At 44.3% G+C, this 25789-nt stretch carries 20 protein-coding genes; 12 read left to right on the top strand and 8 right to left on the bottom strand.

Going from position 1 to position 25789, the window contains the following annotated elements:
* Positions 1-97 precede the first annotated feature (97 nt).
* On the bottom strand, positions 98-1363 hold the full coding sequence (locus ELS82_RS00790) for a DUF945 family protein (protein ID WP_134833776.1): 1266 nt from the start codon (positions 1361-1363) through the stop codon (positions 98-100).
* Positions 1364-1536: 173 nt separating this feature from the next.
* Between ELS82_RS00790 and ELS82_RS00795 the strand changes: the two genes are divergently transcribed.
* The 3 genes from ELS82_RS00795 (at position 1537) to ELS82_RS00805 (ending at position 4697) form a co-directional block, all read left to right on the top strand.
* Positions 1537-3489, top strand: coding sequence for an ATP-binding protein (locus tag ELS82_RS00795; protein WP_134833777.1), 1953 nt, complete (start codon positions 1537-1539; stop codon positions 3487-3489).
* Positions 3486-3983, top strand: coding sequence for a response regulator (locus ELS82_RS00800; RefSeq protein WP_134833778.1), 498 nt, complete (start codon positions 3486-3488; stop codon positions 3981-3983). The genes ELS82_RS00795 and ELS82_RS00800 overlap by 4 nt, the downstream gene beginning before the upstream one ends.
* Before the next feature lie 165 nt (positions 3984-4148).
* The gene (locus ELS82_RS00805) at positions 4149-4697 is read left to right on the top strand and encodes a hypothetical protein (protein WP_134833779.1); all 549 of its coding nucleotides are present in this window, start codon (positions 4149-4151) and stop codon (positions 4695-4697) included.
* Between the two features lie 86 nt (positions 4698-4783).
* Here the strand turns inward: ELS82_RS00805 and ELS82_RS00810 are convergent, their stop codons facing one another.
* The gene (locus ELS82_RS00810) at positions 4784-5371 is read right to left on the bottom strand and encodes a TfoX/Sxy family DNA transformation protein (RefSeq protein ID WP_134833780.1); all 588 of its coding nucleotides are present in this window, start codon (positions 5369-5371) and stop codon (positions 4784-4786) included.
* A gap of 356 nt (positions 5372-5727) precedes the next feature.
* Here ELS82_RS00810 and ELS82_RS00815 point away from each other — a divergent pair, with 356 nt between their 5' ends.
* The 5 genes from ELS82_RS00815 to ELS82_RS00835 all read left to right on the top strand — a co-directional run bounded on the left by ELS82_RS00815 (position 5728) and on the right by ELS82_RS00835 (position 11138).
* Positions 5728-6648, top strand: coding sequence for an HDOD domain-containing protein (locus ELS82_RS00815; protein ID WP_134833781.1), 921 nt, complete (start codon positions 5728-5730; stop codon positions 6646-6648).
* Between the two features lie 19 nt (positions 6649-6667).
* Positions 6668-7573 (top strand): LysO family transporter, encoded by a 906-nt coding sequence (locus ELS82_RS00820; RefSeq protein ID WP_134833782.1) that lies wholly within the window; start codon positions 6668-6670, stop codon positions 7571-7573.
* Between the two features lie 113 nt (positions 7574-7686).
* Positions 7687-8199 carry a hypothetical protein gene (locus ELS82_RS00825; RefSeq protein WP_134833783.1) on the top strand — a complete coding sequence of 171 codons (513 nt, stop codon included), beginning with the start codon at positions 7687-7689 and terminating at the stop codon, positions 8197-8199.
* A gap of 144 nt (positions 8200-8343) precedes the next feature.
* A complete protein-coding gene (gene panP / locus ELS82_RS00830; RefSeq protein WP_134833784.1) occupies positions 8344-9996 on the top strand; it encodes a pyridoxal-dependent aspartate 1-decarboxylase PanP in 1653 nt (550 codons plus the stop codon).
* Between the two features lie 287 nt (positions 9997-10283).
* Positions 10284-11138, top strand: coding sequence for a MurR/RpiR family transcriptional regulator (locus ELS82_RS00835; RefSeq protein WP_004414424.1), 855 nt, complete (start codon positions 10284-10286; stop codon positions 11136-11138).
* A gap of 50 nt (positions 11139-11188) precedes the next feature.
* On the opposite strand, the gene ELS82_RS00840 is transcribed toward ELS82_RS00835, so the two are convergent.
* Complete coding sequence (locus ELS82_RS00840; protein WP_134833785.1) at positions 11189-12439, bottom strand: iron-containing alcohol dehydrogenase; 1251 nt, start codon at positions 12437-12439, stop codon at positions 11189-11191.
* Positions 12440-12702: 263 nt separating this feature from the next.
* On the opposite strand from ELS82_RS00840, the gene ELS82_RS00845 reads away from it, so the two are divergent.
* Both ELS82_RS00845 and ELS82_RS00850 read left to right on the top strand, forming a co-directional pair.
* A complete protein-coding gene (locus ELS82_RS00845) occupies positions 12703-12969 on the top strand; it encodes a GrxA family glutaredoxin (RefSeq protein ID WP_004414426.1) in 267 nt (88 codons plus the stop codon).
* A 193-nt stretch (positions 12970-13162) separates the two neighbouring features.
* Positions 13163-14845: an aspartate:alanine antiporter gene (locus ELS82_RS00850; RefSeq protein ID WP_053438175.1), complete on the top strand. Its 1683-nt coding sequence runs from the start codon at positions 13163-13165 to the stop codon at positions 14843-14845.
* Between the two features lie 52 nt (positions 14846-14897).
* Here the strand turns inward: ELS82_RS00850 and ELS82_RS00855 are convergent, their stop codons facing one another.
* From ELS82_RS00855 to ELS82_RS00875, 5 genes are all read right to left on the bottom strand, one after another.
* Positions 14898-17699 carry an ImpA family metalloprotease gene (locus ELS82_RS00855; protein WP_134833786.1) on the bottom strand — a complete coding sequence of 934 codons (2802 nt, stop codon included), beginning with the start codon at positions 17697-17699 and terminating at the stop codon, positions 14898-14900.
* Positions 17700-17840: 141 nt separating this feature from the next.
* Positions 17841-18518, bottom strand: coding sequence for an ABC transporter permease (locus ELS82_RS00860; RefSeq protein WP_134833787.1), 678 nt, complete (start codon positions 18516-18518; stop codon positions 17841-17843).
* Between the two features lie 3 nt (positions 18519-18521).
* Complete coding sequence (locus ELS82_RS00865) at positions 18522-19262, bottom strand: ABC transporter permease (RefSeq protein ID WP_004414430.1); 741 nt, start codon at positions 19260-19262, stop codon at positions 18522-18524.
* Positions 19263-19347: 85 nt separating this feature from the next.
* Positions 19348-20118, bottom strand: coding sequence for an ABC transporter substrate-binding protein (locus tag ELS82_RS00870; RefSeq protein WP_167489172.1), 771 nt, complete (start codon positions 20116-20118; stop codon positions 19348-19350).
* Positions 20119-20184: 66 nt separating this feature from the next.
* Complete coding sequence (locus tag ELS82_RS00875) at positions 20185-20955, bottom strand: ABC transporter ATP-binding protein (protein ID WP_053438177.1); 771 nt, start codon at positions 20953-20955, stop codon at positions 20185-20187.
* Positions 20956-21633: 678 nt separating this feature from the next.
* Between ELS82_RS00875 and ELS82_RS00880 the strand changes: the two genes are divergently transcribed.
* Both ELS82_RS00880 and pflB read left to right on the top strand, forming a co-directional pair.
* Complete coding sequence (locus ELS82_RS00880; protein ID WP_134833789.1) at positions 21634-23181, top strand: DUF3360 family protein; 1548 nt, start codon at positions 21634-21636, stop codon at positions 23179-23181.
* Positions 23182-23506: 325 nt separating this feature from the next.
* The gene (gene pflB, locus ELS82_RS00885) at positions 23507-25783 is read left to right on the top strand and encodes a formate C-acetyltransferase (protein WP_134833790.1); all 2277 of its coding nucleotides are present in this window, start codon (positions 23507-23509) and stop codon (positions 25781-25783) included.
* The last annotated feature ends 6 nt before the right edge of the window (positions 25784-25789 follow it).

A 25789-nucleotide genomic window follows, 5' to 3' on the forward strand; every position in this document is an offset into this window, starting at 1 on the left:
AACTAATTACTCGATTAATACCATGTTTTACTGCTTATAAAAAGCAAGAAAAGAGGTCTTAAGACCTCTTTTCACTTTAAGCCGCCAAATGTGGCAATTATGGTTGCATTAATGCTGGTAGAAGTAATGCCATCAATGGAATTTGCTGACCATTTTCAAACACCAAGTTACCTTCTTTCAGTTCAGCTTGGATTTGATAGCCCTGCTCTGTCTCTTGAATCAGCTCCATCACCATCGCTTCGTCAATACCTTGCTTGATAAATGGGTATTCTGTTACCAACCCACTAGAGAAAAAGGTATTTAAGTCACCCGTTAGCGCAGGCAATATCATTGCTGGATTTTGAGTAACATTGCTTGTGCCTTCAGGAACCGTAATTTTCCACTTAGACTCAAACTCGCTATCTTCACTTAGCTTCACCGCCATTTTATTCATCGCTAGGTAGAAACCTTTCGAGAATAAGTTTTCTACATATGGAATGGCCGTTTCAATATCAGCACTGGTGAGCATTGGGTTGTTTTGATACAGATTAACCAGCTTCTCGAATGACTCGCTATCTAAGTCACCAAATGCAAGGTCAATAGAAACACTGTCAACCGTTCCATCAGCCGTTAAGAGATCATTAAGATCAACTTTATGCTGACTGCTGACCGTCTTAGCCATTTCATCAAATGAGCTACGGAATGTGTACTGGCTGTCGTGCATGCTAAATAGCGGCGTTTGATCGACATTAACTACAGAAGCTTCAGCAACTTTAAGAGTCTGTTCGCCAAGCCAGAAGCTATTCATTTTTTTGCCGGTACCTTGACCGCTCAGACCAGACATCAAGACTTTTTCACCTGAGTTAAAATCAATCTCAACCGATGGGACGTCTAAGTCATACGTAATATCACCTAACACACTCACGTGGCCTTTTAGTGTTGATGGCGTCACTGACACAATTGCACCATCCACACCTTCGCTGACTTGATTCCAAGCACTCAGCTGTAGGTCGAAGTCTGTGTTACCGTTGAGCTGAGTAGTGGTATTCAGCGTCAAAGGAAACTCGGGCATGTCTTGTAAAACCGACTCAGCGCTTAAGCTAAATAGGCCATGGCTGATATCACTGTTTACTACAATCTCAGAAGGTATGCCGTCAATCGCCAGTTGTTCTGCTAACACTGGGTCGAGCACGGTATAACGCGTGGTGACTGTCGAAGAGAGATAGCCGCGATCATAGTCGACAATTTCAGCTTTAACTGAGTCCGAAGAAAGGTTCGTAATACCGTCTTGAATCACAGACTGACCAATTTGGCCAACCGCGAGAGGCCAACACAACGCAAGCGCAATGGCACCGCCGATGGCACCGAGTTTTTTTAGTTCCATGGTATTCATTTCTTATATTAAGATTTGTTTCAGTCTACACGAAAAAACATTGAGATAAATCAGTGTATTGGCTTTCAAGCAAAAACAATCAAAAATCTCATATCTAGCTCCCAGTCCCCACCTTGAATACTTGTTACTGTAACTAGTGTCTGTGTTTAAAGTGTAGCCTACTTGTGAATCAATTTTCCGTACTCTGTTTAGACAGTAACCCGATCAGTATTGAACAACTACGTCGCGAACTTAGCCCTTTCGCCGCTAAGTTCGACTTGCATAGTGCCGAAAATATCGAGGAAGCAAACGCCGCTCTGGCCTTTTGCACCGAACGAAAACAGACTGTCGCTTTGGTCATTGCCAGTCACCATGAGTCATTCAACGGCGCCGACTTCCTAATTCAACTCGATAAAAACCAACACACTAAGACGGCGCGAAAGATTCTGATCAGTTGCGGCCAAGACATCCAAGCAATTTTGTCAGCGGTCAACGACGGCAGACTCGATCATTGTTTGACCAAACCTTTGCAAGATAACTTGGTTCACAAAACCGCGCAGAAAGAACTGACCACTTTTATCATTGAAAATGACAAAGAGAATCTACTTTCCTACAGCCAAATCCTCGACCAACACCGATTACTTCGCACTCATATTGACCAAAAAATGCGTCACTATCGTGAAGGATTTATCACTGACCATCACAGCCTTTCCGATCAGCAGTTAGTGGAACAAGTCACCACTGCACTATTAGAGTTCTTTGCTAAAGAAGACGAAACCCGCGCGAAACGGACCTATTCTTCAGACCACCTCCTAACCACAGAAGGCGAAGAAAACCAGTTTCTGTGGTTCATCACCCAGGGAACGGTCGCGCTATATAAAAAAGATGACATAGGTGTCCAACGAGAAGTCGTGCGCCACTCGCAAGGTAACATTGTTGGTGGAATGTCGTTTGTCACCGGTGAGCCCTCCTTTTCTACCGCGGTTACGCTCAGCGAAACCGAGGTCATTAAGCTCGACCGTAAAGTATTTGCCAAGGTGATGCATTCGGACACCTCGCTGCTGCCTCTTTTCACTAACCTACTTTTACGTCATTTTAACCGCCGCTTACAACGCAGTATTAATACCAAGTTAGAACTGCAAAAGACCCTTGAGTCATTGGAAGATGCTCATCAGCAACTGATTGAGCGTGAGAAAATGGCAATGCTCGGTCAGCTAGTCTCAGGTGTAGCACACGAACTGAATAACCCGATTGCGGCGATCTTAAGGGGCACTGAAACGCTAACCAATAAAATTCAAACCCTAATTGACGCCCGAGCTATTGATCAAGTTGGGGATGATGGCATTGCTGTCCTTCAACTTGGTTTAACTCAAAGGCCAAAATCAACCGCCGCCGAACGCGATTTGGCCAATCAAGTCAATCAACATGTCGATAATAGACGTATTGCTAAAAAGCTCGTCAAACTAGGGCTTGAACAACAAAGTCGTTGGTTCGACCAATCCAAGCAATCTCCAGAAGCCACTTTAGAGCGCTTAGAACGGCTAGAGGAATATTACCTCGCTGGCAGTACGCTTAGGTCGATTGGCGTGTGCGCAGGGCGAATCGCCGATATGGTCAAAAGTTTAAAAGGCTATGCGCGACCGAATGATGAGCGTTTTCATGTCACCGATATTCATGAGGGTATCGAAGACACCTTGGTGATCTTTGAAAACAAACTCAAATTCCATACCGTTGAACGAGACTATCACGAGCTCCCTCAACTGCCTTGTTTACCTATCGCATTGCAACAAGTGTGGACCAACCTAATTTCCAACGCGATTGATGCTTTTCCAGATAAAGGCATTCTTACCATACGTACCGAGCTTGCCGAACAAGACGATCAACAATGGGCGGTTATTTCATTTACCGATAATGGCTGCGGTATTCCAGAAGAAATCATCGACAAGGTTTTCTCTTTAAACTTTACCACCAAAAAAGAAGGTAATTTTGGCCTAGGCATCGGCCTGTCTGTCTGCCAACAAATCATCCATCAACATGGCGGAAAAATATTAGTCGAGTCATGTCGGGACCAGTTTACCCAAATGTCAGTTTGGCTACCGGTTAGCCAACCTCAGTTAACAGCAAGGAGCCATGAATGAACAAATACCTCATTTTATGTGTTGATGACGAACGTGAAGTATTAGACAGCGTCATTCAAGACTTAGATTGTTTTGAAGAATACTTTTTATTAGAAGCGGCAGAATCCGTTCAAGAAGCCAAACAATTGATTGATGAATGTAACCAGCAAGACATAAAATTGGCGCTTATTGTTTGTGATCACATCATGCCTGACCAAACTGGGATCCAATTCTTAATTGAATTAAATGAGCAACCAGATACTGCCGCTACTCGAAAGCTATTACTCACCGGACAAGCAGGCTTAGAAGATACAGTCGAGGCGGTCAATCATTCCAGCCTAGACTTTTACATAGCGAAACCGTGGCGAGGCGATGAACTACGTCAAGCGGTGAAACAGCAGTTAACGACTTACATCATCGATAACGAACAAGACCTAATTCCTTGGGCCGCAGCGCTAGACACTGAGAAAATATTCGAGGCCGTCGCACAAAATCGAATCAACTATGGTGAATAATCGAACAAAGCTTGGCACGTGTATTGCTTTCTTATATAAATAACGACAAAACAATGACATTTCTATAGTGGCAGTCGCTATGATGCATTATCATGTCGTATTAAACGTCATGGCGCCCGTCGCTAAAGACCAAGGAAATTCACAAGATATAGGTTTATCGTCAATATGCGTAAAACAATCTTAGCTGCAGCACTCGTGCTAGCATCTGGTCAATCTTTTGCTCAAACCGACCCAAACAGCCCGGCGGTAATGAGCAACTTTAGTTATGACTACCTAGAAGCTCGTATCGGCGCAAGCCCGGTTACTTTTGGTGCCGCAATGAGCAAATCCGTACACCCAAATGCACACCTAATCGGCCGTATCGACTCTGAGTTCGAAGGCGATTACGATGCAGCAGCGGGGTTCGGTTTCCACGCCCCAATCAACAACTGGGCAGACCTTACTGGTGAAATGCTTTTCCGCCTAGTCGATGACGGCGCAGCAAAAGGTACTGACACTGGTATGGAACTGAACCTAGGTGTTCGTCAGTGGTTAGGTCCACAACTTGAAGTGGGTGGTAAAGGTGGTTACGTATCAATCGATGACAATGATGATTGGATTGGTTCAGCATACGTACGATTCCACTCTACAGAGCTATTCTCTCTAGGTGGTGAACTGCGCATCAACGACTACTACGGTGATCAGTTCATGTTCACTACACGCTTTAAGTTCTAAGCGTTACCGATACTAAAAAGCCGAGGTTGATACCTCGGCTTTTTTAATGCAAATCCTTTTGCATCTGAGCATTTTTGTCGGCTAAATTAGTGACAATTCGCCAATAGTTGACGCTTACGCGGTTCTTGAATCAGTTTCCAGTGAATACCTTCGATCGCACCAGCAAACTTCCATAATAACTTCACGTCGACATCACTACCGTACGCTTGCTTCACTCGCGAAAATACCGCTGGCGCACCTAGTTCAAGGAACATCTCGACGTCTTCTACACCCGCTTTCTTGACCATACGTTCAAGAGTTAATTGCATGTTTGGCAAATCACGTAAGCGTCGGTTCGCTGAAGAGCGCTTGAACTCACGTTGAGAGACTGAAAAAGCGATAGACTGTTCAACCAACTCAGCTAGGTCATCATGCTTTGAGGTGAACAGCTCGGTGATATCGTAGTAGTTTACCGTCGCTGTCGTCTGTTTCTTAACGTGGCGATATTTCTCACAACCAAGCTGATTTAACTGCTGATCGAGTTTTTCACCACCACGAATAAATATTTTGTCAGCACTTAAAAGCGCGAACATTGCTTCTTCTCTAAACAAACCAGTACCGCCAAACATCGAACGTTTTTGGAAGTCACCGAATTTTGTCACGTACTGAATAAATTGTTGCTCTGTCATATCCATTGATCCTTAATCTAAAACCCCGATTAGTTATGATCACCAGATAGCAGCATTAATAAGCGAAAAATTTAAAACTCACTTAAGTTACGTTGTTTTTTATTGTTTAACTTAAGTGATAACAAGTAAGGTAAATGATAGTTAACGAAACGAAATAAGTCTGTGCATGAATCACATCAAACAGAGATAATTAGCGGTTTATTGGGAAGTAAATCACACCTTAATACTTTTGGCATTTATAAAAGCCGTCAGTAATTCATCAATAAAATGCTACGAAAAATATCAATAATAGTGATCAATCATTTGCTAATATGCACATAGAAACGTTACACTGTAAAAAGTGGCATAATCCTTAAGTTTATATGAATCACCTATCTTTTTACTGGTTGCCAGAAAACGGCGATCTGTTGCTTAAAGGCATCGAATCTGAGTTTTTTAGCCTGATTGAACACTCAATCAGTTCAAGGAAAATATCCCTTCCTCCTATTCCTGATGTCGTTCTTAAGATTCAGCAACAATGTACTCAAGAATCAACGACTATTTCTGACGTCGCTGACTTATTACTTGAAGATCCCGGCCTTGCTGCAATTGTTATCCGCGTTGCAAACTCTGTGATTTTTAATCGCCGCAATATTACTTGTACCGATCTCGTTACCGCGGTTTCTAGATTAGGTATTTTGCGCGTTCGCGACATCGTGACAGCCCAAGCAATCGAGCAGCTCAAGCATTCCATTAATCTCAGTCAGTCGTGTAATAACATTCTCATTGAGAGCGCGGCCACCTCTCGTGAGCTTGCCGCAACCATGGTATTGGTCGCGCGTGGCTTCAAAGAGAGCCAGCAATCACAATATCGCCATATTGAAACCGATAAAGCACTCTTGTGTGGTCTTCTCGCCGATATTGGTCTGTTTTGTATCGTTAACGAATACCACAACTATCTTGAGCAAGGTAATTACCTTGATGAAGATATCGCATTCCAAATCTTTGATAGACAATGCTCGAAAGCGAGTAAACTTGTCCTCGATAGTTGGGGGTTTGACAACGACTTCTTAGAAATAGCCTCTAACCAAACCCTCCAACCAACAGAACATCTGATCACTTATTTAGATATCGCACGTATTGCTAATCATATATTGATGTATCGTCGTAAAGATGACGCAATAGACGAACATACTGTCGAAATCGATGTCACCGGCGCGGATATACTGTACAAACTCAGTAATTTAAGTGATAGTGAGTTCAACACACAGATTGATGAACTTATTAGTGCAAGTGGCTTATAACCACTAGACAGGATGTACCATGTTTTCAGGGATGATATTTATCTTTGCCCCATTGGTGGTGGGGTATCTAATTTCTATATCCAAAAAATCAACTCTCGACACAATAAACGTCACGACTTCTAACCTTATCTACGTTATTTTGTCGTTAATGGGCCTCAGTTTGGCAGGGTTGGATAACCTTGGCCAAAACTTGCAGCTGATTCTAAAAACCACTGCAGTTTTCTTCATTTGCTTGAGCCTGGCAAACTTGGCAGTACTGCCATTTATCGATAAGTTGATGCCGATTAAAACCGATGCAAGCAACAAGAAGTTACCCCTCTCTTCGATGGCGATGGAATCCGCCAAACTCATTTTAGTCGTTGGTAGCGGTTTGGTTGTCGGATTAGCACTGCCTTTCGATCTCAGTTGGGTGGATACGGCGAGTGAATGGATCCTCTTCCTGTTGCTATTCTTTATCGGTATTCAGCTTCGCAACAGCGGGCTTACCCTGCGACAAATCCTACTCAATAAGCACGGCATGGTCATTGCGCTGGTCATTATTGTTAGCTCAATGGTAGGCGGCCTCGTCTCGGCTCTGATCCTTGATATCGATATCTACCGTGGTTTAGCCATGGCTTCGGGTTTCGGTTGGTACTCATTAGCAGGCATTTTGATGGGCGATGCATTTGGCCCAGTCTACGGCGGTGCGTCATTTATGATTGAGCTGCTACGCGAATTAGTCGCTCTAATTCTGATTCCGTTATTCATCCGCACTAAGCCATGTACTTCTATTGGTTATGCTGGTGCAACCGCAATGGACTTCACGCTCCCAGTGATTCAAACAACCGGAGGGGTGAGATGTGTACCGATTGCAATTGTTAGTGGATTCATACTCAGCCTACTTGTACCAGTAATGATGCTGTTCTTTGTCTCACTTGCAGGCTAGATCGCAGGAATCAATCAGTAATTTTTCTATTATTGGCCCTTATTTATTAGCCTAAGTTGTTTAGAGTGATCTAAACGGAAAAATAATAAGATAAAACTTCAAAAGGAATCATTATGAAACGCATGCTCGTTGCATTGCTGCTAGGCACTACCTCTACATTCGCTGCTGCGGCAGATAACGCTTGTCTAGCAAAAAAATATGACGCGTACATCGACGCTTCACTCCACTGGTATGAAGATTTAGCAAGTTTGACCTCTGAGCAATACCCAGAGCTGACAGAAGTAAGCGATTGGTTCCTAGAAGGCCGAAAACATCACTTCGAGTTAAATCGTGCTGCGGTTCATTATTACTTAACAGAAGATCAAACCAAAGTTGCGACTGAGCAACCGGTCGAAGCATGGCTGCAACTGGAACAGAAAGACATTAAGGTACTTGCCTCTCGCAGCGATGAGCTGGGTCAACTAGCAAAAGTGACCTTTGGTGATCGCCAAGCAAAACCGCATGAGAAAAACTACGAGCTTCGCTCTGCTTTTGCTGACTTACTTAGCCATCCAACCAAAATTGATAGCGCACTTCAGCGTTACAATTCCTCAATTAAGCAGCTAGAATCGATCAAATGTGAGTAGTCCCATTAATCGCAGGGTCTTTAACAGAGTTCTGCGACGGGTGCATTACAAAATCTAAGATTCGTTAATTAAGACGGGACTTTGCTCCCGTTTTCGTTTAGATTGTCGCGCTGCAATAAAAAAGATTAGAGCAATGTAAGCTGTATGGTATCGGAACATAAAACGGCTGATGTGAGCTTCGAGAGTTTACTCCGAATTTTCACAGTACCTGAAGGGCCAGACTCAACGCTAACAAGAATTGAAGAAAAGTTATCGCGCAACTTGAATAAGTTTCTGCGCGAGCACATCGTCGCAGAAGAAAAACCACTGCGAGAGATCGAAAAAGACTTTTCAAATGCATCAATTCCTGAGCAACCCGAATTTGTTTCAGAGCATACTCAGCATTTGCTAGATTCTTTAGTCTCGCATTCGGTTCATACCTCTGCACCCAGCTTTATCGGTCATATGACGTCGGCACTACCCTATTTCTTAATGCCACTGTCTAAGATTATGATCGCGCTTAACCAAAACTTGGTTAAAATCGAGACTTCCAAAGCATTCACTCCTTTAGAGCGCCAAGTTCTTGGCATGCTACATCGACTCATTTACGGTCAAGACGATAAGTTTTATAGCCAATGGATGCACAGTGCTAACCATTCATTAGGAGCATTTTGCTCCGGTGGTACCATAGCTAACATTACTGCGCTCTGGGTAGCGCGTAACAATGCTTTACGTGCTCAAGGAAACTTTAAAGGCGTCGAAAAAGAAGGCCTGTTTAAAGCCATGAAGCATTATGGCTACGAAGGTCTTGCGGTACTTGTCTCCGAGCGCGGCCACTACTCGCTGAAAAAAGCTGCCGATGTTTTAGGTATTGGCCAAGAAGGCCTTGTAGCGGTCAAAACAGACAATAACAATCGAATTTGCCCTGATGCTCTACACGCAAAAATTGTCGAGCTAAAAGCACAAAACATTAAGCCGTTCGCCGTCATTGGCGTTGCTGGCACGACAGAAACCGGTAGCATTGACCCGCTTAAATCAATTGCACAGATCTGCCAACAAGAAGATTGCCATTTCCATGTCGACGCAGCATGGGGTGGTGCGACACTAATGTCGAACAACTACCGTCACCTTCTCGATGGTGTTGAACTGGCTGATTCCGTCACCATCGATGCTCATAAGCAGTTATACATCCCTATGGGTGCCGGAATGGTACTGTTTAAAAAGCCCGATGCGATGAAATCTATTGAACACCACGCTCAATATATTTTACGTAAAGGTTCAAAAGATTTGGGCAGTCATACGCTTGAGGGCTCACGCTCCGGAATGGCAATGTTGGTTTATGCAGCGATGCATATTATCAGCCGCCCAGGCTATGAACTGCTTATCGACCAAAGCATTGAAAAAGCGAAATTCTTCGCAGGCCACATCGAACAGCAAGATGATTTCGAACTGGTTTCTGAACCTGAGCTTTGCTTGCTCACCTATCGCTATGTACCAAGTCATATTCAAACAGCGCTTGAACGCTCTTCGGATAAACAGAGACAAGAACTCAATGACCTGCTTAATGAGTTGACTAAGTTTATTCAAAAACGTCAGCGTGAAACCGGTAAATCCTTTGTGTCACGCACACGCTTAAACCCAGAACGTTGGGGACGATTGAATACCATCGTATTCCGAGTTGTTCTTGCTAACCCACTAACGGGTTGTGACATATTGGGTTCCGTTCTCAAAGAGCAACGAGAAATTGCAAAGCAAGCTCCCAAGCTTATGGCAAAAATTGAACGATTGGTTGATACCATCAATCATTCACAGAGCTAAAACTGAAATTTTCTTTCTAGAAAAGTGTAATTTCTCTATCAATGACGGCTTCAACGTTTAAAATTTTAGCGATAGACTATCGAATTCTGTAGTTTAGCCAAAATTTAGTTTGAGGCTTGTCATATATTAGCCAATTCCCTAGTAGAAAAGTTGCCGCAAACCTTTTGCTTAGGTTTATACTTGCTCCATGGCGCTGGATTGCATTTACTCTTTTAGGGAACAGTTTGTTTCCTATCAATAATTTCGGGTATATCCAGTGAGTTGTTCTCTATACCCTCGTGAACACTATGAACACATTAGAAAAAATTCAAAAGAACCTAGAAAATTTTAGTAAGTCAGAGCGCAAAGTTGCTGAAGTTATTATGGCATCGCCTCAAACTGCTATCCATTCTAGTATTGCTACACTAGCTAAAATGGCTGATGTGAGTGAGCCAACTGTTAACCGTTTTTGCCGCCGTTTGGATACCAAAGGTTTCCCAGACTTTAAACTTCATTTAGCTCAAAGCTTGGCTAACGGTACACCTTATGTGAACCGTAATGTCGAAGAAGATGATGGCCCAGATGCGTACACGCATAAGATTTTCGAATCTACGATGGCTTGTCTGGATGTGGCAAAGAATAGCTTAGATGCAATGCAAGTTAACCGAGCGGTCGATCTACTGACTCAGGCGAAACGCATTTCATTCTTTGGTTTAGGTGCATCATCTGCCGTTGCAAAAGATGCGCAAAACAAGTTTATTCGCTTTAACATTCCAATCACTTGCTTCGAAGACATTGTGATGCAACGTATGAGCTGCATCAATTGTACTGACAATGATGTGATCGTGTTGATTTCACATACTGGCCGTACTAAGAGTCAGGTTGAGATTGCGAATCTTGCGCGTGAGAATGGCGCTACCGTTATTGCAATCACAGCAAAAGACTCTCCGCTTGATAAAGCGAGCTCTCTGTCTATTTCACTTGATGTGCCAGAAGATACGGATGTTTACATGCCGATGGCGAGTCGAGTTGTGCAGATGACTGTTATTGATGTGCTTGCAACAGGCTTTACGCTGCGTCGCGGTTCTGGTTTTAGAGAAAACCTCAAGCGCGTTAAAGATGTCTTAAAAGACTCGCGTTACGACAAGCTGTCACAGTTCTAAAAAAAGCGGAGCATCATGCTCCGCTTTTTTATTTCTATAGACTAACATTGCTAACTTTTCGAATAACGACTTTCATCTTCAGCAACACTAATTTTCAATATCCTTGCGGCCTTAGATGAAGCGATTGCGGACCCGTCTTCGCATACACCTCCACACTGACAAACATGTTCAAGTATATAGCGTAAGCGTTCTTTAGTGAGCGGAAGGGGGTTACCTTTGATTGCCACCGTCTTCAACGCGTCATCTGCTACCAATTCAAACGATGTTGTGCAGACCCCGAAAGTATCTAAGGTGGGAATGCTGAGTTTTTCTAACATCATATTGACCCACAATATTGCGTCATCTCGATGCGCATTGACTCGCCCCGTTAGTATCTGTGCGAGCTTGGTATAGCGACTAAGCACATCGCTACGTCCTGCTATAAGAGCGGCCTTAATGTTTTCCGACATCACGTAAGGGGCTAACCGAGCGGTAATCACGCTATGGGGAGCATCAAGCTTACCTCCGAGAGCAGACGCAAGACCGTGAGCCGCACCCAACTTGGCATTAGAAATGGCCATCCCGCCTAACATGGCAGCGAAAGAGATATCTGAGCGAGCTCGGTGGTCATCTTGCAGGCAGCCGGCAACCATCGATTGCGCCAAGCGGCGTAGCCCCTCTTCGCAAATCATATCGGTAAGCGGGTTTGGCTCTCCACATACATAGGCTTCCATTAAGTGGGTGAATGCATCCATTGCGCCCCGCCCTGACAAGTACCGATCGGTGCCGTAGGTTAACGTTGGGTCGACAATGGCAACGTCGGCCAGCATTTCGGGGCTACGTAGACTTACTTTGACTTGGTCTTGCCCGGAGCGCAGCACTGCGTTTTTGGTTACTTCAGAGCCAGTACTGGCTGTGGTGGGGATAGCGATATAGGGTAACGGCTTTGATTTCAGTGGTACATTGCGACCAACGACCTCGACATAGTCATACACGTCACCTTGATTGGGGATCACTGCTGCTAGTGCTTTGCCCATATCCAGAACACTCCCACCGCCAATCGCAACCACCATATCTGGCTTAAATTTTCGACCCGCTAATGCCGTCTCTTCAATCATGGTGATATTGGGCTCCCCATGAATAGAAACATGCTGGTAGCGCATTCCTTGGGATTTCAAGTAGCGTATAATTGGTGTGGCGCGCTCTAAGCTTTTGCCTGTCACGAGAAGAACGCTATAACCGTACTGATTTATGACTGACAGTGAAGAATTCAGAGCGCCCTCTCCGAAGATAATGCGTGTGGAGGTCATAAATTGAAACATGCTATTCACCCCTTTTCTAAGTCGTAGATTAAGCTTGCACTCTCGCAATCAAAATTAACTTGATGCACTGCAACTTGTTAGAAATAACCTCTATTTTTGTATGCTTTATCGACCTAACGCACGTCAAAATACGGCGAAAAAGCATTATAAGGCTTAAAATTTGTTCGATAGATTTCGCCTATCGAAACAACAGGCAAATGCCACTTTATTTCCGACAATGATTCGTGCATAGTTGCAGGTATCAAATTAAAGGAGAAAGAAATATGTTCGTTGTTATCTTTGGTCGCCCAGCTTGTCCTTTCTGTGTTCGTGCAAAAGAGCACGCTGAAACACTTAAAGCACAACGCGATGATTTCAACTACCGATACGTAGATATCCACGCAGAAGGTATCTCTAAAGCTGACCTAGAAAAGACTGTAGGTAAGCCTGTTGAAACTGTTCCTCAAATCTTCGTTGATCAAGAGCACATCGGTGGCTGTGATGATTTCGAAGCATACGCGAAAGAGCACCTAGGTCTATTCGCTGAGTAATCGATTTTTCGAAAAAAGCCGCTTAACGCGGCTTTTTTTATGCCCGCAGCTCAGTTGATTCACTTCACTCGTGTGCACTGAATTGACTAAGTAAACTAATAGTCAATTATAAAATATTTCACTTATCTTTTTGCAATAATCAGATACAATTCGCACACTTAATTAATCCCCTCGGCACAAACAAGTATTGCCCGTGAACATAGACGTCGTACTCCTGTTAGAACAAAACCCAATCCTATTGATCTTCGTTGTCTTGGCTATCGGCCTTGGTATCGGAAAAGTGCGCTTTGGCAACTTACAACTCGGTAACTCAATTGGCGTATTAATTACCTCGCTAGTTATGGGCCACCTTGGTTTCACCTTCAACGCTGATGCTTTAACCATTGGCTTCATGCTGTTTATTTACTGCGTTGGTATCGAAGCAGGTCCAAACTTCTTTGGTATCTTCTTCAGAGACGGCAAGCACTACTTCATATTAAGTATGGTCGTACTTACAACTGCGCTATGTATCACTTACTTTGCTAGCCACCACTTTGGTCTCGATTTCGGTCTTTCTGCCGGTATGATGGCGGGTGCTCTTACCTCGACGCCTGTGCTGGTAGGTGCGCAAGATGCACTAAATTCCGGTTTAGCGACTACGCCAAGAAACATGGATTTTGCCCAGGTAATCGAAAACTTATCTGTAGGTTACGCGATGGCTTACTTGGTGGGTCTGATTAGCATGATCATGTTTGCTAAGTTACTGCCGAAGCTACAAAAGCAAAACCTATCTGATTCCGCCCAGCAAATCGCTCAAGAACGCGGCTTAGGCAGTTCAGGTCAACGTAAGGTCTATTTGCCGATTATTCGCGCTTACCGTGTAGGCCAAGAGCTTATTGACTGGATTGATGGCAAAAACCTACGTGAGTTAGGTATCTATCGCCAGACAGGCTGTTACATCGAGCGTATTCGTCGTAACGGTATTCTCGCGCACCCAGATGGTGACGCGATTCTACAACAAGGCGATGAGATTGCCCTAGTAGGCTTCCCTGATAGCCACGCTCGCTTGGATCCAAGTTTCCGAAACGGTAAAGAAGTATTCGACCGCAACCTACTCGACCTTCGCATTGTTGAAGAAGAGATCGTGGTAAAAAGTGACTCTATCGCTGGTAAACGCCTATCAGATTTAAACTTATCCGAGTATGGCTGTTTCCTAAACCGAGTTGTCAGAGCACAGATCGAAATGCCGATGGACCTTGATATCGTTTTAGCTAAAGGTGACGTCCTACAGGTTAGTGGTGAGAAAAGTCGTGTTCACGGTCTAGCTGAAAAAATCGGTTTCATCTCGATTCATAGTCAGATGGCGGATCTACTCGCTTTTTGTAGCTTCTTCATCTTAGGTATTATGTTTGGTTTGATCACCATGACATTCGGCCAAGTCTCTTTTGGACTGGGTAATGCGGTAGGTCTTCTGCTATCAGGCATCACTCTTGGCTTCTTAAGAGCAAACCACCCTACTTTTGGCTATGTTCCTCAAGGTGCACTAAACATGGTCAAAGATCTTGGTCTGATGTTCTTTATGGTCGGGATCGGTTTGAGTGCCGGCGGTAAGATGTTTGAGCACCTGTCACAAGTTGGCCCGCAAGTTATTGGCCTGGCATTTTTGGTCAGCGTTGTCCCTGTCGTGCTGGCGTACTTGGTCGGCGCTTACATACTCAAGATGAACCGAGCATTACTGTTCGGTGCCATCATTGGCGCGCGTACCTGTGCTCCAGCGATGGATATTGTTAACGACTACGCTAAATCGACGATTCCAGCGTTAGGTTATGCGGGTACTTACGCGATAGCCAACATATTGATGACGCTTGCGGGTACCGTGTTGATTATTTTGAGCTAATCAAACCATAGATAAATTAAGAGGAGGCAATGCCTCCTCTTTTTGTTTTCCGCTATAAAGGCCAAACCGTTAGACCATCTACCGGGATTTCCCTCTGAGCGAACTCATCCAAACAATACCCTATGCCACTTGAAGCAAAATAACTGAGAGGCATCGCAGAGAGGCTTTTCGCACTCACCTCCGATTTAGCCTTATCTGAAAAGCTAAAGCCCCACATATCAAGGTATTCACGCATATCACGCTCAGCGACAGTACTGAATGCAATCAACAACCAGTCGTTGTTACTGATAGCATTTGCTTCATCGCGGCTGTAACTTGAGAAACCAATCTTGTCTCGATTAGCCAACCAAAGCGCTTCGTCTGCTTTTATTCGGTTAAATTCTCGTTCCACAATATGCAAGCGTCCAAGTAAGTGCCAACCATTACTAATCACACCTTGGCTTTGTGCTTGCATCATTATTTGAATAAAGACCCGCGCTCCCCAGCTCCAACTTGTTTGATTTTGCGCTGCCATATACGCGTTAGGATCAGCTTGCTGACGACTGGTTTGCAGCAACTCATATTGGCTCTTAAAATCCAAACTCTGGCAAGCCGATACTTTGCCCGTTTCCGCATAGTATCGGGACTTGCTGTAATAAGAGTAATAGTTGGTCGTCGAGTGCCCATCCCAATCAGTAAAGCGAAAACGGCCCTTTTCAAGTCCATGGCCTAACTCATGCAAATCACCATGCCCGAGGGGATGGAATGCCCAGTATGCGTCATAAGGATTTCCAGAGCACCCGTAACCGCAGTTTGCTTGATCTGCATTCATATGCTTTACCACATCAATGGTTTCTACTTGCCAGCCTTTGTTGATAGCGTAGGTGTGAATATCTTCAATACTGTCGATTCCAGGCCCTTGCAACCCAGCTAAAGCATGCGGAAGGTTATGCACATACCTTTCCGTTGCCAACGCCATATCCTCTGGGTGATTCCATTCTGGCGCAGAGATCGACTCGACCATTTTTTCTGATTTTGAGTGTACTTCAAACCCTGGAGTAATCAGCTCAGCCCAGTCAAACAGATTCGCATTGAGCTGTTCGACAAAAGTGAGATTATCTTCGCGGCTGCGCCAAACCGGATGCTGAGCCACGCCTTCAAACTTAAGCGCAACGTCGTAATTGTTAGCACTGAAATGAACTTGAATCGGCCCGCCATAGGAAGAGGTTAAACGCATCGTCTCCCCCGACTTAACTTCATAAGCGTGAGAGGTGACTAACTTAGGTCGATTATAAGCGTGATCAGAGAACTCATGCGTTGCACCGCTCCGCAAGGTATTAATCACGATTTTAGTTGTTACAGGTTCACTGTCCAATCGCGTCACGTAGAAGGTTTCACCGGGCAGTGCGTAAACTCCGGCACTACGAAAGTTACGCTTAGACTCTAAGCTTACGGTTTTCGAAATACGTTGGACATGCTCATCGAAACGACTGCGGCTAAAGTTGCCCATGTCCGGCTGGGCATGGTTAAGTGCTCGACTGTTATATTGCGCATAATCTGCATAGTATGATCGTAGAAACTCCACTCTCTCTGTGTTGAGCTTATCCATAGGGAAAGTGACTTTGCTTCGGTAGTAGTCGGCAGTTAAAACCAATAACTTTTCATATTCATACTGCTCAGTGTTAAACAGATCTCTGCCCTGCTCATCTAGCGACTTTAGTTGCTGACGGATGCTATTGGCAGGCTGATAAAACTCATCCATGTTTGCTTCACTTGGGCACGACTTATCATCACACAACGAGAGATCAATGCTGAATGTATCATCAGCCAGTTTTTCTAACAGAGCCTGCTGCTGGCTTACTTCGTCGGGAATATAATCAAGCAACTCGTTCGGCTGCCAATCAGATATAGCTAGCTTGCGCCAATAGTTATCGCCAACATAGTTGATATTCAATAACGAAAAAACCGAGCGGCCTAACGACGTCATTCCGCCATCTAAGTGTAAATAGAAAATGGGAATCTCTAGCTCAAGCGCTCTGCGAAGTGCCGTTTCTATTTTAGGCAGGTCTTGTTCATCAGTGAGATGTTGAGACAACACCAAAACATTTGGCCTCGCCTCGATACAACTTAATAGTTGCGCACCATCGCAATTACCAGCTTGGTTATATGTCACCGCTTGATCAAACCGTTTATCGAACCACTCTCTGGTCGCGGACTCATCTGGAAAGTAATGAGATTGGTCTAAATGAGCCATTGCAATATTGGTAGAATCGCTGACTCCACGTCCATTTAGCCAAACAATAAGGTTCTCCAGCCACTGTTCCATGTCACTATTAAGTGAAGCAGGTGAGCGAGATGCGGTTCTAAATGGATTGCTACCAAGAACGACATAGCGCCCCGACTCGCCATATTCCCCAGCAATACCTAATGTAAGCTGTTGATCTTCATAGCCGCTTTGCAGCGCTTTATTGGTTTTTAAGATCGAGTCATTAAAACCGTAAATTGGAGAGATAATCGCAGCGTCATGGGTCGGGTCCCAAGACAGTGATGTTGTATCTGCGTTAATAGCACGTTTAATGCGATTAAATTGACTCTGGTAACTTTGAATTAGCTTTTCGCTATGTTGTACATACTCTTGGGCATCGGTGACTAACAATGCATCACCAGACTTGAGCGCACGTTCTACATTGGTTTGCGGCTTAACAATAGCTCCACCACTTTCGTTTCCACCTGCAGACCCTTCAGACCCTTCAGACCCTACGTTCCCGTTGTTAACTTCACCTTGTGTACTATTTTCCCCTTCTCCACCACCACAGGCAGAGAGCAATATAACCAAAGAAAGACCAAACGCGATTTTCCAGCTAATACGACTCATATTAAGTAGCTCAAAAAAATTTTGCGGAGTTTAATCGCTATATAATCAAGAGCCTACAGAGAATGTTGTGATCGTTTATTTTTTTGAAGCGCGCTATCAAAATAGAAATGAAAACGGCACCTATAGGTGCCGTTTTTGAAGTTAACTTAATGGCCTTAGGTAGGCTAAGAATCGTTTCTCGGCAAACTTGAAGCAACCAAGAATGATGAACGTCAATGCCATATAGAATAGGCCAGCCGTTAGGAATGACTCAAATGGTGCATAGTAGCGAGAGTTAACTAAGCGAGCCGCACCTGTCAGGTCGACAATAGTAACGATACCGGCAACCGCACTGCCATGCAGCATAAAGATCACTTCATTACTGTAGGCAGGTAAAGCGCGACGCAGTGCACTTGGTAAGATGATGCGTCGATAGGTTTTAAAGGTACTCATGCCGTACGCTTTCGCTGCTTCAACTTCACCTTTCGGTAAGCCGTTAATCGCACCGCGAATGATTTCAGCAGTGTAAGCAGAGGTGTTAAGTACAAATGCCACCAGCGCACAGAACCATGCATTTTCCCATAAGGTATCTTTCACTGGGAAGAACTGGTCCATACCGTAGTAAATTAAGTAAAGTTGAACCAGCAATGGCGTTCCACGGAAGAAGTAGATAAACGCCCAACTTGGTCCATTAAATAAATAGTTCGGGCTATTACGAGCAACACCTAATGGAATTGCTACAATCAAACCGATGATCAGTGCAGCGCCAACTAGCCACGCCGTTGTCCAAAGACCGTCCAAATAAATCGGTAGACTATCGATAATCAAAGAGAAATCCATTTCTTACCTCGCATGAATACTAAATTTGCGCTCTACCATCTTCAAGAAACCTGTCGAGACACTGGTAAAGAATAAGAAAATTAAGGCGACCGCCATGTAGAAAGTAAATGGCATTTTGGTTGTGCCCGCTGCTAACGCACTCATACGGACCATATCTTCTAAACCGATAATGGACACAAGTGCCGTGGTTTTAAGCAGTACTAACCAGTTGTTACCAAAGCCTGGTAATGCGTGACGGATCATTTGCGGCAATAAAATTCGACGAAAAGCTAAGAACGAGCTCATGCCATAAGCTTTCGCAGCTTCAAGCTCACCTCGGTCGACAGCCATAATAGCACCACGGAAGGTTTCAGCCATGTAGGCACCGAAGATGAATCCGATGGTTAATACGCCAGCGATGAACGGGCTGACATCAATGTAATCTGGTAGGTAAGAAGTCCACTCATGGTCTGGGTTGCCCGATGCAAACCATTCATTGAGCCATTCATTGATGGAATAAAGGCTGTTGTTAAGAAGTATCTGTCCACCAAAGAAGATAAGCATCATCAGAACTAAGTCCGGAATGCCGCGTATAACAGTAGTATAAAGAGTTGCGATTGCTCTCGCCCAGCGATAAGGTGCCATTTTTGCAAGCGCGCCAAGCATACCCAAAATCATTGCCACCAGCAGTGACAGCAAAGCCACCTCTATGGTCACTACGGCCCCTTTTAAAATAGAGGCTTCATATCCTTGTAAATCCAGCATAGGTATGTTCCTGATCCCTAAACTTTATAAAACTAGGCCGTTGGTTATACTCCTAGGAACAAGAACCAACGGCCATCTTTGACGATTACTGACCGTAAACGTCGTAGTTGAAGTATTTCGCTGCAATCTCTTGGTAAACACCCTTGTCACGTAGAGATAGGATAGCTGCGTCTAGCTTCTTAGTTAGGTCTTTGTCTTGCTTACGAACAGCGATACCAAAGCCTTCACCGAACCATTTAGGGTCAGTTAGTGATGGACCAACGAATTCATACGCTTCACCACCCGCTTTGTTCAGTACACCTTCTTCAAGCGCAGATGCATCACCAAGTACTGCTGCAACACGACCGTTAGCAAGATCTAGGTAAGCTTCATCGAATGAACCGTAACGAACGATTGATACTTTGTCACCGTAGTTATCAGTTAGGTACTTATCGTGCGTTGTTGCACGCTGTACAGCGATTTTCTGACCGTCTAGGTTATCGAAATCTAGACCAGCGCCTTTCTTAGCGATAAATTTATTTGGGATAAGCGCGTATTTACCAGTGAAATCGATCTTCTTTTTACGCTCTTCAGTAATAGACATTGCCGCGATGATTGCGTCGTACTTACGCGCAAGCAGCGAAGGAATAATGCCATCCCAGTCTTGAGGTACGATCTTACATTTCACCTGCATCTCTGCACAAAGTGCGTTTGCCATATCGACATCAAAGCCTTTCAGTGAGCCATCGGCTTCTGTCCAGCTAAAAGGAGGGTATGCGCCTTCAATTCCGAAACGAACTGTTTTCCAATCCTTTGCTTGTGCCACACCTGTAACTGCGGTAGCTGCTAATGTTGCTGCTAATAACCACTTTTTCATTTCCATACTCCTGATATTGTGATTTTTATTTTAAACGTACTTGTTGTGTTTGCCGTTGTACGGCGATTAGTAAATTGACGAGATGAACTGCTGCAATCTCTCAGAGTCCGGGTTCGTAAATAGTTTAGATGGGTTCCCTTGTTCTTCAACTAATCCTTGATGTAAGAACATAACGTGATTAGACACATCGCGGGCGAAAGCCATTTCGTGGGTAACCACTAACATGGTACGTCCCTCTTCTGCCAAATCTCTCATAACCCCTAACACTTCTCCGACTAACTCAGGATCAAGCGCTGAGGTAGGTTCATCGAATAACATTACTTCAGGGTCAACCGCTAAGGCACGCGCAATCGCGGCACGTTGCTGCTGACCACCAGAAAGGTGACCTGGGTAGTAGTCTTTGCGCTCGTACAAGCCAACTTTCTTCAACAACATTTCAGCGTTTTCGATGGCTTGAGCTTTTGGTACGCCAAGCACATGAATCGGCGCTTCAATGACGTTTTCAAGAACCGTCATATGCGACCATAGGTTAAAGCCTTGGAAAACCATAGCTAAGCGAGATCGAATACGTTGAACTTGTTTTTCATTGGCCGGAACTGCTTCACCTTGACGATTATTTTTCATTTGGATTAACTCGCCGTTTACCCAAATCTCGCCCGCAGTTGGCGTTTCTAGAAGGTTAATACATCTGAGAAAGGTACTTTTACCGGAGCCTGATGAACCGATAATAGAGATTACGTCCCCTTTATGGGCTTCCAATGAGATGCCCTTTAATACTTCATTTTGTCCAAATGTTTTGTGCAGTTCTTTTATGTCCAGCGCTGGTACATCATTCATGCGCTATTACTCCCTGTCTTTATTATGACCAACCGCTTCCAGTTCTGAAAACGATTGGTTGACTGCTGGGTTCCACCCACATTGCGATACAAATTAGCACTACCCCGCGGAAGTTGCAACAAATTATTAACCTACAAAGTCAAGATATACAGTCACTTTATATGAGTAAAAATGCTCATTATAGATAAATAAACTCCATTTATCGCATAAAACCACTCAATCGCACATTAAGAGCAACTTATAACCAATTAACAATTTTATAAAAACAAGATCCAACTCACTTAATCGTCTCATATCTAATAATGGTGTCGATTATGCTGCTGTTTAAGCCGCTAATTTTGCTCAAATTATGAAATTATATTTCATTGAAATTGGCAGTGAGCGCGCATTAGAATCGCAGTTGTGTAGTTTTCTTTCACAACCTTTCATAAAGTGATCTAAATCAATCACTCTTAAGGGTTAGCACGTTACACTCGCCTCAAAGATAAAAGCCTCAATAGGCATATTTTTTATCTTTTAAATCCTCTACGCTAAGCTCACTAACATCGTGCTACAGCTAAGGTGACCAGGATTCAATTGCAGGAAGCTAAGCCAGGTTTTATATAGTACGACCGTCATAGAATAATAATCGGGTCGTATATTGAAGAATTATTAACCATTTTTGAATATGAGGAATCTATGTCAGACGCAGTAAATAAGCCGCACTCTGATTCGGATATCGAAAACAAGAGCTATAAAGAGCTGCACCGTCCAGCTTCTGAATTTGAAAGCCGTTCAGATTACCTAGATCACGAACTACAAATCATGAAGCCACGCCGCTTCGGTTTGAACCTTCCAGGTCGTGACTTCCGTTTCGAACTAGAAGATTTGGTTCCTGCTCTTGCCGGTACTATCGGTATTATCGCAATGTACTCTGCGGTAATGATGTCTTGGGCTGAAGGCCTTACCGCTGCATGGGATCACGTTAACTTAGGCAAAGATTTTGCGATTGAAGTTGCACGTGTAGAAATGCTTATCCCTGCACTCCTTTTCTGTGTGCTTGCTTCTGGCTTTATTAACCCTAAAGCTAACCTAGCGGGTAACCACGGGCCAATGATCCCTCTTATCGGCACAATCGCTCTAGCGGGTGCACACCCTCTTGCATTGGCAATCCTAATTGGTGTATTCGGTTTAATCCTGAGTCTGCTTAAAGGTGGTTCGAAGCTGGTTAACCTTACCTCACAAGGTACAGCGGGTGGCTTGCTTATCTTCCTTGGTTTGACCGGTACAATGAGCCAAATCAACTCAATCCAAACTTGGGCTGTTGGTCTGCAATCAGACACAGTAGCCGCAGGTAGCATGGGTTATGTCGGTCTAATCGTTCTAGCCGTAACAATCGCGCTTTACGCATTCCTAGCAAAAGTGAATAAGCGTTGGCTTGCAATCCCAGTGTGTGCATTTACAGGCCTTGCTATTGCTCTTGTACTAGGCGCAGGTTTCGATATCAAGTTCGTAACAGAAACTGGTCTTCCTAACCTAAACCCAGTGTACTGGTGGGGTAGCACTGAAGAAGGTTGGATGCTTGGTCTACCAAATGTTCAGCACTTCATCGCATCTCTTCCATTCGCTATCCTAGCGGTTGCGATGTGGTCACCTGACTTCCTTGGTCACCGTATTTTCCAAGAGCTCAACTACCCTAAAAAGTCTGAAAAAGTACTGATGGACGTTGATGACACTATGACTATGTGTTCTGTTCGCCAAATGGTTGGTACAGCAGTGGGCGGTGGTAACATCACTTCATCTTGGGGTACGTACATGATCCCAGCGGCGATTGCTAAACGTCCAATCCCAGCTGGTGCGATTCTACTTGGTTCACTATGTATCATCGTTGCTATTCTTGGTTTCCCAATGGATATCGCGGTATGGCCACCAGTAATGCGTGTTGCTCTTCTTGTAGGTGTATCTTTGCCACTACTTGAAGCGGGTATGCAGATGGTTAAAGACAGCAAAGATTCACAAGCTGCAGGTATCTGTATCTTTGGCTCAGCAGTCGTGAACCCTGTTCTAGCTTGGGCATTAACCATGCTACTCGATAACAACGGTCTAATCGGTGATAAAGAGCGTGCAGCACGCCTATCATTCGTCGACAAAATTGTTATCCCTGTAGGTGTACTTGTTATCTGTCTAGTTGCTATGCTAGCAGTTGGTATGCTAGAAGGTCAGTACGGAATCCCTGCGTTCCTATAAGCAGAAAGGTGTTGAGAGCCTGCATTGGGCTCTCAACTTTTTTTGAATAACAAGATTTATTTTAAAAAATAATTTAATAAATGGACCATTTATTGATTTAGTTTAAGGTTTGCAAAATTTTTTTAGCATACTCTTGAAAGCAAGTTAATCAGTAACCATTTAAATAGCAGTGACAATATCTATAGTTTTACACGGATTTGACTGTTCGATTTTAAAGACTATACATATTGTTATTCATAAGAGTGTACCGCCCCAGCAATGGGAAACTAGCTGGCTCAACAGTTAGCAAGGTACGTGTTTTTTCTACTAAAAAGGTAGGTATGTCATGGCAGAGCAATTTGCTAAAGCTTGGGAAGGTTTTGCTAACGGTGATTGGCAAAACGAAGTAAACGTTCGCGACTTCATTCAGAAGAACTACACACCATATGAAGGCGACGAGTCTTTCCTAGTTTCTGAAGGTACTGAAGCAACTAACACGCTTTGGGCTAAAGTAATGGAAGGTATCAAGCAGGAAAACGCGACTCACGCACCTGTTGATTTCGATACTTCTGTTATCTCTACCATCACTTCACATGATGCTGGTTACATTAGCAAAGACCTAGAAACTATCGTAGGTCTACAAACTGAAGCTCCGCTTAAGCGTGCAATCATGCCTAACGGCGGCGTACGTATGATCGAAGGTTCTTGTAAAGCATACGGCCGTACGCTTGATCCACAAGTTTCTAAAATCTACTCTGAGTACCGCAAAACACACAACCAAGGTGTTTTCGATGTTTACTCTCCTGACATCCTAAAATGTCGTAAGTCTGGTGTTCTAACTGGTCTTCCAGATGCATACGGTCGTGGTCGTATCATCGGTGACTACCGTCGTGTAGCACTATACGGTGTAGATTTCCTAATCAAAGACAAAGTAGCTCAATTCCACTCTACTCAAGAGAAGCTAGAGTCTGGTGACGATCTACAAATGACGATGCAACTTCGTGAAGAGATTCAAGAGCAGCACCGTGCACTAGGTCAAATGAAAGAAATGGCAGCATCTTACGGCTACGACATTTCTGGTCCTGCGACGACAGCTCAAGAAGCTATCCAGTGGACTTACTTTGGTTACCTAGCAGCGGTTAAATCTCAAAACGGCGCAGCAATGTCTCTAGGTCGTACTTCGACTTTCCTTGACGTATACGTTGAGCGTGACATCGCAGCTGGCATCATCACAGAAGAACAAGCTCAGGAAATGATCGACCACTTCGTAATGAAACTACGTATGGTTCGTTTCCTACGTACTCCTGAGTACGATGAGCTATTCTCTGGCGACCCAATCTGGGCAACAGAATCTATGGGTGGTATGGGTGTTGACGGTCGTACGCTAGTTACACGTACTAACTTCCGTTTCCTAAACACGCTATACACTATGGGTCCTTCTCCAGAGCCAAACATCACTGTACTTTGGTCTGAGCAGCTACCTGACGGCTTCAAGAAGTTCTGTGCGAAAGTATCTATCGATACTTCTTCTATCCAGTACGAAAACGATGACCTAATGCGTCCAGATTTCGACAACGATGACTACGCTATCGCTTGTTGTGTATCTCCAATGGTTATTGGTAAGCACATGCAGTTCTTCGGTGCTCGTGCAAACCTAGCTAAGACTCTACTTTACGTTATCAACGGCGGTGTAGATGAGAAGCTTAAGATCCAAGTAGGTCCTAAGGCTGAAGCAATGACTGACGAAGTTCTAGACTTCGACAAAGTTTGGGCTGGTCTAGACAACCTAATGGATTGGCTAGCTAAGCAATACGTGACTGCGCTAAACGCAATCCACTACTCACACGACAAATACAGCTACGAAGCAGCTCTAATGGCTCTTCATGACCGTGACGTTCGTCGTACTATGGCTTGTGGTATCGCTGGTCTATCTGTTGCAGCGGACTCTCTATCTGCAATCAAATACGGTAAGGTTAAGCCTATCCGTGACGAAGATGGCATCGCAATCGACTTCGAAATCGAAGGCGACTACCCTAAATTTGGTAACAACGACGCACGTGTTGATGACATGGCTTGTGAACTTGTTTCTAACTTCATGGGTAAAATCCGTAAGCTTAAGACTTACCGTGACGCTATCCCTACTCAGTCTATCCTTACTATCACTTCAAACGTGGTATACGGTAAGAAGACTGGTACTACGCCAGACGGTCGTAAAGCAGGTGCTCCATTCGCTCCAGGTGCTAACCCAATGCACGGTCGCGATGAGAAAGGTGCTGTAGCATCTCTAACATCTGTAGGTAAACTACCGTTTGCTGACGCTAAAGATGGTATCTCTTACACATTCTCTATCGTGCCAAATGCGCTAGGTAAAGAAGAAGGTTCACAGCGCGCTAACCTTGCTGGTCTTATGGATGGTTACTTCCACCATGAGCAAGGCATCGAAGGCGGCCAACACCTGAACGTTAACGTTCTTAACCGTGAAACTCTAGAAGACGCAGTTAAGCACCCTGAGAACTACCCTCAGCTAACAATCCGTGTATCTGGTTACGCTGTTCGCTTCAACTCTCTAACTGTTGAGCAGCAAAAAGACGTAATCGCACGTACATTTACTGAGTCTCTATAATCTCAG

Origin of the sequence: Vibrio ouci, assembly GCF_004551525.1 — a bacterium.
In the GTDB taxonomy this organism is placed as follows: Bacteria; Pseudomonadota; Gammaproteobacteria; order Enterobacterales; family Vibrionaceae; genus Vibrio; species Vibrio ouci.

What these genes read in the sequence shown, in the direction of transcription:
- ELS82_RS00815 (WP_134833781.1), top strand. Translation starts at nt 5,728, where the DNA reads ATGAATCACCTATCTTTTTACTGGTTGCCAGAAAACGGCGATCTGTTG.
- ELS82_RS00865 (WP_004414430.1), bottom strand. Translation starts at nt 19,262, where the DNA reads ATGCTGGATTTACAAGGATATGAAGCCTCTATTTTAAAAGGGGCCGTA.
- ELS82_RS00835 (WP_004414424.1), top strand. Translation starts at nt 10,284, where the DNA reads ATGAACACATTAGAAAAAATTCAAAAGAACCTAGAAAATTTTAGTAAG.
- panP (WP_134833784.1), top strand. Translation starts at nt 8,344, where the DNA reads ATGGTATCGGAACATAAAACGGCTGATGTGAGCTTCGAGAGTTTACTC.
- ELS82_RS00820 (WP_134833782.1), top strand. Translation starts at nt 6,668, where the DNA reads ATGTTTTCAGGGATGATATTTATCTTTGCCCCATTGGTGGTGGGGTAT.
- ELS82_RS00855 (WP_134833786.1), bottom strand. Translation starts at nt 17,699, where the DNA reads ATGAGTCGTATTAGCTGGAAAATCGCGTTTGGTCTTTCTTTGGTTATA.
- ELS82_RS00860 (WP_134833787.1), bottom strand. Translation starts at nt 18,518, where the DNA reads ATGGATTTCTCTTTGATTATCGATAGTCTACCGATTTATTTGGACGGT.
- ELS82_RS00825 (WP_134833783.1), top strand. Translation starts at nt 7,687, where the DNA reads ATGAAACGCATGCTCGTTGCATTGCTGCTAGGCACTACCTCTACATTC.
- ELS82_RS00805 (WP_134833779.1), top strand. Translation starts at nt 4,149, where the DNA reads ATGCGTAAAACAATCTTAGCTGCAGCACTCGTGCTAGCATCTGGTCAA.
- ELS82_RS00810 (WP_134833780.1), bottom strand. Translation starts at nt 5,371, where the DNA reads ATGGATATGACAGAGCAACAATTTATTCAGTACGTGACAAAATTCGGT.
- ELS82_RS00870 (WP_167489172.1), bottom strand. Translation starts at nt 20,118, where the DNA reads ATGAAAAAGTGGTTATTAGCAGCAACATTAGCAGCTACCGCAGTTACA.
- pflB (WP_134833790.1), top strand. Translation starts at nt 23,507, where the DNA reads ATGGCAGAGCAATTTGCTAAAGCTTGGGAAGGTTTTGCTAACGGTGAT.
- ELS82_RS00790 (WP_134833776.1), bottom strand. Translation starts at nt 1,363, where the DNA reads ATGGAACTAAAAAAACTCGGTGCCATCGGCGGTGCCATTGCGCTTGCG.
- ELS82_RS00840 (WP_134833785.1), bottom strand. Translation starts at nt 12,439, where the DNA reads ATGTTTCAATTTATGACCTCCACACGCATTATCTTCGGAGAGGGCGCT.
- ELS82_RS00800 (WP_134833778.1), top strand. Translation starts at nt 3,486, where the DNA reads ATGAACAAATACCTCATTTTATGTGTTGATGACGAACGTGAAGTATTA.
- ELS82_RS00875 (WP_053438177.1), bottom strand. Translation starts at nt 20,955, where the DNA reads ATGAATGATGTACCAGCGCTGGACATAAAAGAACTGCACAAAACATTT.
- ELS82_RS00845 (WP_004414426.1), top strand. Translation starts at nt 12,703, where the DNA reads ATGTTCGTTGTTATCTTTGGTCGCCCAGCTTGTCCTTTCTGTGTTCGT.
- ELS82_RS00880 (WP_134833789.1), top strand. Translation starts at nt 21,634, where the DNA reads ATGTCAGACGCAGTAAATAAGCCGCACTCTGATTCGGATATCGAAAAC.